Origin of the sequence: Mesorhizobium sp. NPDC059025, from assembly GCF_042739655.1 — a bacterium.
GTDB lineage: Bacteria > Pseudomonadota > Alphaproteobacteria > Rhizobiales > Rhizobiaceae > Mesorhizobium.
On the sequence record NZ_JBHYIM010000027.1, the window covers coordinates 1 to 11,264 of the forward strand.

11 protein-coding genes are annotated in these 11,264 nt (G+C 55.4%); 3 read left to right on the forward strand and 8 right to left on the reverse strand.

All coding sequences use genetic code 11. The features are described 5' to 3' along the window. Positions 1–509 (reverse strand): IS66 family insertion sequence element accessory protein TnpA (gene tnpA, locus ACFWYE_RS30810; RefSeq protein ID WP_379115794.1); only part of this gene is annotated, 509 nt, incomplete at its 3' end. 470 nt (positions 510–979) lie between these two features. On the opposite strand from tnpA, the gene ACFWYE_RS30815 reads away from it, so the two are divergent. Then, on the forward strand, positions 980–2,272 hold the full coding sequence (locus tag ACFWYE_RS30815; RefSeq protein ID WP_379115795.1) for a hypothetical protein: 1,293 nt from the start codon (positions 980–982) through the stop codon (positions 2,270–2,272). A 15-nt stretch (positions 2,273–2,287) separates the two neighbouring features. On the opposite strand, the gene ACFWYE_RS30820 is transcribed toward ACFWYE_RS30815, so the two are convergent. The 7 genes from ACFWYE_RS30820 to ACFWYE_RS30850 all read right to left on the reverse strand — a co-directional run bounded on the left by ACFWYE_RS30820 (position 2,288) and on the right by ACFWYE_RS30850 (position 7,618). Continuing rightward, positions 2,288–2,503: a transcriptional regulator gene (locus tag ACFWYE_RS30820; protein ID WP_379115796.1), complete on the reverse strand. Its 216-nt coding sequence runs from the start codon at positions 2,501–2,503 to the stop codon at positions 2,288–2,290. A 942-nt stretch (positions 2,504–3,445) separates the two neighbouring features. Next, complete coding sequence (locus tag ACFWYE_RS30825) at positions 3,446–3,856, reverse strand: DUF6941 family protein (RefSeq protein ID WP_379115797.1); 411 nt, start codon at positions 3,854–3,856, stop codon at positions 3,446–3,448. Beyond that, positions 3,849–4,253, reverse strand: a complete 405-nt coding sequence (locus ACFWYE_RS30830; RefSeq protein ID WP_379115798.1) for a helix-turn-helix domain-containing protein — start codon at positions 4,251–4,253, stop codon at positions 3,849–3,851. Before ACFWYE_RS30830 ends, ACFWYE_RS30825 begins: the two co-directional genes overlap by 8 nt. Beyond that, positions 4,234–4,728 (reverse strand): hypothetical protein, encoded by a 495-nt coding sequence (locus ACFWYE_RS30835; RefSeq protein ID WP_379115799.1) that lies wholly within the window; start codon positions 4,726–4,728, stop codon positions 4,234–4,236. The genes ACFWYE_RS30830 and ACFWYE_RS30835 overlap by 20 nt, the downstream gene beginning before the upstream one ends. 551 nt (positions 4,729–5,279) lie before the next feature. Then, positions 5,280–5,525: a hypothetical protein gene (locus ACFWYE_RS30840; protein ID WP_379115800.1), complete on the reverse strand. Its 246-nt coding sequence runs from the start codon at positions 5,523–5,525 to the stop codon at positions 5,280–5,282. A gap of 49 nt (positions 5,526–5,574) precedes the next feature. Continuing rightward, complete coding sequence (locus ACFWYE_RS30845) at positions 5,575–5,964, reverse strand: hypothetical protein (protein ID WP_379115801.1); 390 nt, start codon at positions 5,962–5,964, stop codon at positions 5,575–5,577. 955 nt (positions 5,965–6,919) lie between these two features. Further along, positions 6,920–7,618: a hypothetical protein gene (locus ACFWYE_RS30850; RefSeq protein WP_379115802.1), complete on the reverse strand. Its 699-nt coding sequence runs from the start codon at positions 7,616–7,618 to the stop codon at positions 6,920–6,922. 365 nt (positions 7,619–7,983) lie between these two features. On the opposite strand from ACFWYE_RS30850, the gene ACFWYE_RS30855 reads away from it, so the two are divergent. Next, on the forward strand, positions 7,984–8,886 hold the full coding sequence (locus tag ACFWYE_RS30855) for a hypothetical protein (protein WP_379115803.1): 903 nt from the start codon (positions 7,984–7,986) through the stop codon (positions 8,884–8,886). Positions 8,887–10,409: 1,523 nt separating this feature from the next. Continuing rightward, positions 10,410–10,967, forward strand: coding sequence for a hypothetical protein (locus tag ACFWYE_RS30860; RefSeq protein ID WP_379115804.1), 558 nt, complete (start codon positions 10,410–10,412; stop codon positions 10,965–10,967). Positions 10,968–11,264 lie beyond the last annotated feature (297 nt).

Here is an 11,264-nt window from a genome sequence, read left to right on the forward strand (position 1 = left end):
CGTGCGCAATTAGCAGCGCTGCTTAATTGGGCTTGGGCACTCGGATGAAGCAGCGCTCGCCAGTCCATTTCGTCGCCGGTTTCTTCCAGGCGATCGCGCCAGATCCGCAACGCACGCGGCGACAGCCCGAGCGCCGCGGCATACTCCGCATGACCCATCCCGCTCCAGTTCATCGCCTCGACATGCATTGCCCAGAACGCCCGAAGTGCGATCGGGCCGCTGTCCGTGCGCATGCTGTAACGATAGCGCGGAGGCCTTTTGGGTCGCTTCGGCGGCGCCGTCCTGTGCTGACACGCTGCCGTCTTCCTGCGCAAATTCCGCAGCTTTTCCGCACGTTTACGCAGATCGTCGCTGCTCACCAGATGGCGCAGCCACCGCTCGAATGTCGCTACGGAAAGATCACGCCGACGACAGTATTCCTGCACGTCCTGGCTGCTGCGGAACCAGTTCGCGACATGCGACGACCAATACGGACTGTTGGCCTTGGCCCAGGAGCGGCGAGGCGCCATCGGAGATCCTCCACGTGACGAAGGAACCCGACATGATGCGAGATTGCACTACCCCAAATATGTGCAGGGACCGGACGCTTACTGTCACAGCCGAGCGATGGCAAGATAAAAGCGCGCACGGTGCGCTTCGTTCGGACGGTTGTTTTTGCTGAAAATTTTGACGCGAACCGCAACGTGCGGTGTTTATGCGCACGGTGCACCTTCATATCAACGCTTTGGAATAACGGGGTTTTTTGCACGTTGTGGGCATGAGGGTCGAGGCAGAGTGCTTAGAGAAGAAACTAACGAAAACTCAAACCCCTCACCAGGGCGATGAGCTTTGCGGTGAGGCCCGCCTCAGATAAATAAACCCGCTAGGTTGACGCGTGGTCTGCGCTCTGCGCTCCACGCCGTTCGAAGCGGTTCTCTCCTTGACTTGTCGCGGCAGCAAGTTTCGATGTTCCCGAGCGACTCTCAGGGGGTATGGCAGTATGGAGCAAACGTTCACGCGGCGGGAATTGTATGAGTTGGTTTGGTCAACTCCGATTGTCACGCTTGCAGCGCGCTTCCAGTTGTCCGATCGAGGATTGGCCAAGACGCGTGCCCGACATCAGATCCCAGTTCCGGGGCGCGGCTATTGGGCCAAAATCGAAGCCGGTCTGAGCGCCACGAAGACGCCTCTGTGGAAGTTAGACAATCCAGCGCTTGAAACGGTGCATCTAGGTGGACATAGGCCGGCTGTTAATCCCTACGTCGCGTTCGCCATTGAAAGGGCGAACGGCGACGTCGAGGCCTCGCGAAGAGAACGCAAATTCTCTCGCCCAACCGAGGAAGCTCCCGAGAAATCCGCAAGCATGCGCCAGCCAAAGCAATTGGTCGCCTTCGATCCGGTAAGGCGACCGGATGCCGCCATCTCCGGACTTGTCGCCAAACTAAAATCCGAAGCTCCCGACAACATAGGGGAGTTGTCGATTGCTGGCATACGTATTCACCACAGTTCGAAAACGCGGCTTGTTTCGATCCTTCACCACTTGGCGATTGCTCTGCAGGAGAGAGGCATCAGGTTTAGTTATAGCGACAAGGGTATTTCGGCAGCCATCGGCCCAGATGACGTTCGATTGGAAATCACCGAAGAACGGAAGAGAGAAAAGCACGTTCCGTCACCCGCTGAATTGAAGAAGAAAGCAGACTTTGAAAAGCGTCGCGAGATTGCCCAGCGAAGAGGACAGTGGCTCTTTCCGGAGAATTTCTGGCCCGAGTACGACTACTTCCACTCCGGCAAGCTAAGTTTCGACATCCAAAACTGGGCGCAGGGCGCTCGCAAGCGGTGGAGCGACGGCAAGCAGCAGAACCTGGAAGGAATGTTGGATGGACTTGCGGATGGCGTCCTTTTCCACTTGTCTTTTGAGAAAGCTCAGCGGGAAGAACGAGAGGCTGATGAGCGGCGCCGCAAACACCTCGCTCAGCGAAGGGAGCTTCACAAACAGCGCCAGGCGCGGGAGGAAAAGAGATTACTTTTCCTTCGTCAACTCGCTGACGATCGAAGAGAGGCAGACGATTTGCGGACCACCATCGATCATGCCTCCAAACTGCTGGCGCAGGACAGTCCTGAATATCGACGAATGATCGCCTGGGCTGAGCAACGCCTGGCGAAGCTGGAGGCACAGAACCAATTGGACACTCTCACGTCCAATCTGCGGGATCAGGACCTCTTTCCAGAGCCGGACGAACTGTACGATCCGGAAGGAAACCCGCCGCCGCCCAGATATGCGTGGGGAGATTGATGCGCTCGCTTTGCGCTAATCCTCGCCCGATCGGCGCGCCAAGCGAACGCCGACACCACCCCCGTTTTCGGGGATAAACTCAATGCCGGCGGCTTCAAACGCCGCCTGGATGGCCTTCAGGGTCGAAACATGGGCAGATTTTCCAGCTTCAATCCGTGTGATAGTGGCTGCCGTAACGCGCGCTTCGCGAGCCAAATCTCGCACACCCCATCTTAAGGCCGCACGGGCCATACGTATTTGCTCTTCGCTTATCAAAAATTAGCACCTTGACATAACTTTCGGAATGCCAAATTATTTCCCTGATATAATTTGGTTCGCATAAGTGGCTGAGCGGAGTGCGGTAACACTGCGCCCAGCCTGACCACGCCCAAGCTGCTTGGAGCTCGGATCATGGCTTCTCTATTCGGCGGCTTGAGGTCAAGCGTTTTTGTCATTTTTGCCTATCCAGCTTCTGACATCATTCGCGGGTTCGTGCTTCTCTCCGGGATCAGCCCGTTGGCCCTCCCTTGATGGGATTCAGAGAATAAGGCGGAACAATCTGATTCGCGTCCTGGCCAGCATGACATGACCGGTACGCCCATGATCGCGAACTCACCTCATCCTTCGTCCCGCGAAGGACGTGCTTCCGCCGCTGGGCGGATCTCTCTAACTCTTCTTCCTTCTCTTCCCGGCCTTTTGTCAGATACCTCACGCCCTGGGCTATCCACATCGTACGGTACTACGGCTGGCCACCGGTGCCGGATGACATGACTGCCGTCTACGCCATGGCTTTTCTGATCGGCACAGTCGCTATGTGGATCAGCGATCTGGTGTTCGAGGCCATCGTGCGGCGGGTGAAGCCGGAGCCGTCCAGCTAAGCACTCTTCTTCTCGCCACATAGTGCCACTACGCGCACGCCGCGCCTGTCCGTTGGCTGGCGCATCTCAGGTAATCGGGCCCGCTCAGCTTCGGCTGGGCGGGCTTCTTTTTTCATTTGGAGGATAAAAACGGCCGGTGCGCAGAGGAGGTGTTAACTGCGCGCCGGCCTTGCGCTACCAGGAACTCCAGCGCTAAGCACAGGCTAGGCCATTTGGGATTGGTCAGGCATCACCCACTTGGAACTATCAAGCATCATCCATTTGGGGGAAGCAGGAGGCAGAAACGAAAACCCCGGCCAGAGCCGGGAGCACGCTATCAGGGCGTGTCAGAAGGTTCTATTGGTGCTCGAACAGTAATGCTTCCAATTGGTACTGCATTACTGCCGTCGATGGATAGGTTCGCGATAATTGCACCCGGCTTTTCAATATGAATTGGTATGGCGCCAAACGGGAAGATAGAGGCGGTTGTATCGTCCATTACCCTTGTTTGACCATCGATCTCTCCTCGCCAATCGCCGTCGCTTGTCACTAGAGTGATTCTGAAATGATGGTCTCCCTTGGTCATGCCGAACACTCTCAGATACATCGCCAAAGGTAGTACGCCTGGAAGATTGGACGGCAAGATGTCTGTGCCAAAGACACCAATGAGTATGTGTTTCCCGCTGGCCTCTTGGCGAACATCGTCGCAAAACAAGATTTCAAAACGCAGGTTTTCCACGTCAAGCACCAATTGAGTTTTCACGCACAGTAAAAGAAACGGTGTTTGAGCCTGATGAAGCGGATTTCATTGGCTCGGACGGCATCGTGCGTACCGGCACAGACCTTGGCGGTTGGTAATTGCAAGAATCCGGCTCCAAGATCTGCTCAATGATGAGCTGGGGCTCGACATCCATAGCCCAGCACAATTCAGCAAGACTCGATAAAGTTAGGTTCCGATACCCAGAGAAATTTCGGTTGACGCTCGATCGGTCGATGCCGAGGCGATCAGCTATTTCCTGCTGTGTGAGCTTTGAAATTGCCTTACGTTCAACCAGGGCCGACTGCAGAAGCCTGCCCACGTCTGCCACGAAACGCGAAGAAGCCTCTTCCTTCGGGTGATCGAGTTCAAAGGTCGAGGACATCATCTTCTTTCTCTCCGACAATCCACTTTGGTGGATCCAAATCTATTTCGCTGCGTAGCTGCTCGACAAAATTTCGATGTTTGTCGTAGACGCCCGCCTTCGAGTGCGTGTGTTCCATAAAGTCTCCGCAAGCCGCAATGAACGTGGCCCTGCGATAGAACCAGCCGAAAATGCGGAGATCATAGGTCGAGAACTCAAAGACATCTTTGTCAATTGGCCGCATTCGTTTGAAAGTGCGGCCGACGGAGAAAGGTAAGCCAAGCTGAAATGCTCGTATGAAATCATACGCTTGAAGTCGCGGCGGAAGCTCATGAGGGTCGATTGATTTTGCGCCTCTGACATCGACATTCAGCCACCTATGAAACTCAGGTGTCCCAAACATTCGTCGTTCAGCGAACTCTCTCCGCGTCAATTTGACGGCCACGGGAGCAAGTTCGTCTAGATCGATAAGCTCTTCAATTGTTGCCATATAAGTCAACAAATATGTCAAGGCTAGGTGAACAAAATAAGATTTTTGCCCTTAGGCGAATTCCCGGCACCACTGTCAAACCTCCCGAGCAGGGGAGACTTCTAGCGGCGAGCCGCAAGAGCGGGGATGCCACCTCGTTTTGCAACTCGATTTTGGTGCGCGTTCCATCCCCAAGCCCTCCCCAGAGCGAGGCGATCTAAGCTGATTTCTAAGAACGCTGCAATATTGCCAGATGAGCGCGGCCGGCCGTCATCACCCTCGGGGACCTCGCGTGCCCGGCCGAGGCGAGCGGCTTCCCGACCGTAAGCCCAAGCGAAATAGACACGGCTGCTTTTACTGGCCATGGATTAGATTACTGCGGGAAGTAGCCAGCGAAGGGCGGCGGTCAGAGCTATGCCTGCCATCAGCACGGTGAGTGCGCATCGATAGAACGCCCGATTTGGCTGTTGCCAATCGTCTCTTGCAAACCGAGGCGCCGGATAGTCGCGTTCTTGAACGGTCATCAGCGGTACTCCCCAACACCACCCGCACTTGGACGCTAACATCACATCTAAGCTTGCTCAAGTCGGTGGCAGACGCAGCCGTGCCCGCATGATGGCCAGCTCGGTTTCGAGGTCGGCGCTAGCTTCGCCGGCCAAGTCGTAGGCTGATAGCAGCGCAACGAAGGCGGCGCGGATTTCATCACGCGTCCAGCCGACGGCCGTCAGTTCTTCGATCAGGATTTCGAACCCCGGCGTAAGCGCTTCCTGGCAGTCGATTTGCCGGTCTGGATATGGATCCTGGCGCTTAGGCGGGTTGAACCACATGTCGGCACTGTATCGGCAATTGTGAGCCGGTCAACGGAACGATCACTAGTCAAACCGTTGAGCGGGTCGAGATGAATTTCGCAAACATCAGTGCGCTGCGGTTGAAAAAATCGCCTCCGTTGTTGGTCAAGACGATCTGCTTCGGATTTCGCGGATTGATCAAAATCGGCACTTTCCGGCCAATTACTGACTTGTCGCTGAGGTCATAGTCGCCTGGGTCAAGCGCCTTGGTCGTGTAAATGTTGCCGTCGTGTTCATATCTGACGATCGCCGACAACACTTCTGCATCGCCACCACCTGTGATGGATATTTCGTAGATTTGGCCGACGGCCCCTATCCAGTTCATCGATTTATGCAAATAGTAGACCTTGAAAGCCCAGAAAAATAAGCAAATTGATCCTACTATTGGGACGATCCACCAGAAGCTATTCGCTGCCATCTCACCAGCCCCTACAACTGCCAGTCATTAACACGCCCGTCCGCGGCCAGAGGACGCGCTGGCTCCGCGAAGCTGCTCGAGGCGTTCCTGCAGTTCACCATTGAGCACGATCATCTCTCAAGCCTCACGGACACACCGAACTCTTTCGCCACTTTCGCGGCCGCTCGCATTTGCGCTGGGGTGAAGTTCAAACGGCTGGTCATTGGCGATTGAGCTCCTTGATAGCTTTCGCACGTCTGACGTCGATGTAGCCCGCCAGATCCTGCGGATGGCCCCCTCTAGCGGCCTTCTGACTTCCTTCCATGCGGCTTCCGACGGTTGGAGGATCATAGTGGCGGAGGATCAGGCTCACCTTCAACCCAATTGCCAATCGCTCGATCGAGATCTCGCTTGAGCCACAGCCGGCGCCGCCCTTTGCCAAGGTCATCATCCACCGACGGGGGCGGGTATTCGATCCCGACACGCGCTAGAAACTTCACCGCACTGGATTCGCCAACGTATGCGGCCGCCATGTCCGCGTTCATACGAGCGGGCCAGCACCCTGGCGGAATGCATGGGTTTTGGCTGTCTCATGCTAGCTTTCATCGTCGTGGCGGCAAGCCTCTCAGCGTCCCCAGCAGAGACTGAACCTCGCCCCATTCCATTGCTGCTGACGACCACACCCGGAGGCGATGATCATCTTGATTGAGGCCGCTCTTATGTGTGCGGCCACTGAAAACGGCGAGCGTCTGAGGTACTCGAACTTCCTCCCCATCAATCTGGTCGTCAAACAGCATCTCCACGACATAGTCGGGAGCACGTGGGTTGCTGTTGATCGCCAGTCGAACTTGGCAGTCCCGGTAACAATCGCGCATGTTGTGGAACACGCATCGGACAAAGTCCTCTGGTCCGGTAAGTGATCGTACAATGCTGCCCAATGTTGCATCAGGAGGAAGTCGGAGTTTTGGCTTTGTCGTCATGGCAGCGGGATGCTTACAAGAGCTCCCGCCCATTTGAGTGTGTCGGAAGCGGCCTTGAGCTTTGGAGTGAAGGAGATTGCGGACCCAACACCGGTCACGAATGCCTTCAATTTCGTAGAGTTCGGCCTTTCTTTTTTTGTTTCCGCTTGCGCTTCCATCACCATATCCAAGATCTCTTGGCGATTGAACCCAACGTCCTTATCCGAGAGAACGGAAAGCTGGCCTTGAATGTCTTCGAATGCCTTGCCGAGTGCATCCGCGGCCGAGCTATCTATCGTAAAACTGGCCACTCCATAACTGCCGGCTCCCGTCTGTAGCACGCCAACGGGTGCGTTCACTATCACGTGCGTGTTCGGGGCTGGCACGTCAGCCACGCGTGCGTTGCTAGCTGCGGTGAGATTGAGTTCACCCGATATGCGCTGGAGTTCGAGCGAAGTGACCTTGTTGAGATCGGACATAATACTGGCCAAGAGGTTGGCAGGTACCGAGTTTCTAAATGGCGCAGATATCTGAACCAGATCGTTCAAGTATCCGGATTCCCACTGAATGCGCTCGGAGAGGCGGGCTTCGAAATACATCACATTCGAACGATCGAGGCGTAGGCCATAAGCGGTTGCGCAGCGGAGAATGAGATTGAACGCGGTTTGGGCGTAAATTGGAACTCCCTTGCTGGCAACTCGAACGACTGCCTGCATTTGCCATGGAGCTGTTGAGGACGCCTTTGCTGGACGCGAGTGCTTCCTCGGACGCAATATCGCGTTTGATCTGTTCGTTCAGCTTGGTCTGCTCGACCTCCAATAGCCGAGAGAAGTCTCGATTGAAGTCCTCACTGAACATGGTGCGCCCTTCCCATTTGCTCCCAAGCTGATCGTGATGCAAAGGAGGGCAAACGGTCAATCCATGTCGTGTGAACGACGAAACCCTACGTCGCCGCGAGCTATACGAGAAAGCATGGGAGATGCCCCTGCGAAGGGTCGCCGATGCTCTGGACTGCGACTATTCGAGTTTAAGGTTGGCGTGTATCAATCGGTTCATTCCGATCCCACCAAGGGGGTATTGGATGAAAGTCGTCCATGGCAAAACGTTGCCGGTACGACCGCCGCTGCCTAACCATCCAAACGGCTATAGATCGGTGCCACTACGCGTCGGACTCTCGGAGCAAAGAAAAGCCGAGGAAGAGCGACGCGCATTAACCCAGAGCATCGCTGCGTCTCAGTCGCTCAAAATCCCTGCACGCCTCGATGCCCCACACCCCGCAGTGGCTGAAATCATGAGCAATCCTGTGGCATCGCACAATAGCTGCACCAGGCGCGGATTTCGAATGGCGGACACGATTGCGCGCGCGTGCGAAAATGCAGGGTTCCAGGTGGAGGCGTCGGGCCAGTCGCTTCTTATTTGTTCCAACTATAGGCGCACCCCTATTAGTGTCAGTGAAAAGTTGAGCCAAGTCCCAATTCTCGCGCCGGACAACGCTAATCACACCGCCGCACAGAGTCGGGGACGACACCAGGCTTTTGAGCTCATACCAACCGGCTATCTGCAGATTATGCTCTCTGATCACAAATGGGGGGAGGAACCTCTAAACGATCTTGAAGTCCAGCTTCCTGAGCTCTTGTCCAAATTGATCATGGACCGCAAGCACGATGCCGACGAGGCGGAAAAAGCCGCCGAGCGCAAACGCTTGCGAGAAATTGCGTCGGCTACGAGAGCGCGAGAAAAAAGGATCGCCGAACAGGAGGCCGCGGCGTTTGAGCGGTTTCTGCAATTGGCCTCGCAATGGGTGAGTACAAACCATGCGCGCAGCTTTTTAGCTGCGATCGAAGCAAACGGAGCCGTGTCTGTGGAGCAACCCACTATCGATTGGCTCCGCACGAAAATAGATACTCTGGATCCGTTGCACGAAGGCCCCGACGCAGCCCTTGCCCAGATCAAACGGATTAGGGGGGGTGTGGAACAACAGTGATTTGAGCCTGCGGGCCGTGATCAATTTGGCCAAGAGATCGGGAAGCTGGGACTCTAGATCGTCCCCGGGTTCCTCCGCCCATGTGCGATCAGAGAGAAAAATTTCCAGGTAACCAGTTGGTATCAAGTCCACGACCTGGTGTCTGCCACGACGTTGTGCGCCGGTCTGATTAGCTTTCTCTGGCGAAAGGACTGAGACTTGGTTCAACTTTTCGCTGACAGCGATATGGATGCGGCGGTAGTCTGAACAAATAAGTAAAAACTGGCCTGAAGCCTCCACCTGGAACCCCGCATTTTGACACGCCCGCGCAATCGTGTCCGCTATTCGGTATCCACGCCTCATGCAGCTATTGGGCCGTGCCCCCGTGCTACTCATGATTTCAGCCACTGCAGGGTGTGGCTCATCGAGGCGTGCGGGAACTTTGAGCAAGTTAGACGCTGCGATGCTCTGGCTTAATGTGCGTCGCTCTTCCTCGGTCTTTCTTTGCTCTGAGAGCCCGACGCGTAGCGGCACCGATCTATAGCCGTTTGGATGGTCAGGTAGCGGCGGTCGTGGCGGCAGCGTTTTGCCGTGGACGACTTTCATCCAATACCCCCTTGGTGGGATTGGAATGAACCGATTGATACACGCCAATCTTAAACTCGAATAGTCGCAGTCCAGAGCCTCGGCGACCCTTCGCAAGGGCATTTCCCAGGCTCTCTCGTACAGCTCGCGGCGAGATATATTGATTGTTCGCATCGTGCCCGACGTAGATTTTGTCGTTCACACGACATGGATTGACCGTTTGCCCTCCTTTGCATCACGATCAGCTTGGGAGCAAATGGGAAGGGCGCGCCATGTTCAGTGGATTGACGCGGACTAGGAATGCGCATGCGATGCGGCTCCCGCATGAGCCCCTAATCTGCGAGCCAACATTGTGAAGGACGGGCGTTCCAAGCAAAAATCAGGGGAGAGTTTCGCCGCTCGACTAGCTCGCATGGGATGGAGCGAAACAGCGAGTGCAGATCCACCTGCTCCGAGACCAACATATGAAACCATACGACTGATCGCGGAGATCGAAAGCTGGGAGTGGGATTACTTTCTGGGCACGACCAAGCGATCGAAATCCGAGACGTGGCAGCATCAAGAATTTCGGCACCTAGTTTTTCGAGGCAATCTGATCCTTCCGACGAGGTTCAAACTACGGAAAATCCAACTCACCCTGATTCCGACTGGACCAGATATTGACGATGCCCCATCCGGCGACAGCATAGGTCATCTCGGTCGATCAAGATCGCAATGGGAGCCGTTGATATCGATACCAGCCACAATGCTCTCCCCGATCCTGATAGTCGCCGATCGGCTAAAGTTCTTCATTCTCGAGGTGAATTCGGATGTCATAAGGTCGGGGGACATTCGTGGCTTCTCATTGAGAATGACGGTGGACGACGAAGAACTTCAGGAGCGGTAGACCGTGAACCTTTAGATTTGGCGAACTACATCGATCTGCATCGAGCAGAAGCTTTGAAGGAACTCAATCGTCAATGACCAGTCGCTTGAACTTCACTCCGGCACAGATGCGCGCGGCCGCGAAAGTGGCGAAAGAGTTCGGCGTGTCGGTGAGGCTAGAGGTCGACGGAGCAATAACTATCACCCCATTGGCAAACCAAGGTGAGAAAGATCTCGATTTAGACCTACAGCAGTGGCTCGAAAATCGCGACAATCGTCTGGAGGCCAAAAAAAGTCGGAACGAGAAGGCTGCCGAATCCGCCAGCGATTTCGCTGCGGCAGTTGCCCAAATGGACCCCGACTCCCGAAAAATTTTGGCAGAGGGGTACTACTGGGAGTGGGATGATTTTCAAGCTCACGTTGTGAGCAAACCACCTAACAAACGTGAGATAGCCGCCCTCGAAGTGTTGTCCAAGTTCGGAATCGGGGAAACCGTAAGCCATCGACAGGCGAGTATAGGCTTGACGACTCAAGCACGGCTCGAAGCGCGAGGTTTCATCGAAGTTCGACCAAATGAGAAAGGTGCCGAATACGTCGGCCACTGCGTTCTTACAGCGTTGGGATTGAATGCATCAAAGTCGTTCAACGTCTAGCGACGGGCGAGGGTAGAATGACCTGGCGCCGTGACCGTCGCCCCACGCGCGACCAGCAATGGCCTTACGCAATCATCGTAGGCAGTGCTCTGCTCTATCTGGCCGGCTATGGCCTGTAGCGGGCCGGCCAGTGGCTTGGAGCCTGTTCTAGCCGGCCCTTGATCTCAAGACGTTCCGCCGATCAACGAAGACCGATCAGCTACCAAATGATCGCCAAGTGCCGGGCGAGCCTCCTGTTGTGCAAACATACCCAATTACAGTGGATGTCGGCGTCCGGCTATAGAGCCTGTCTCCAGC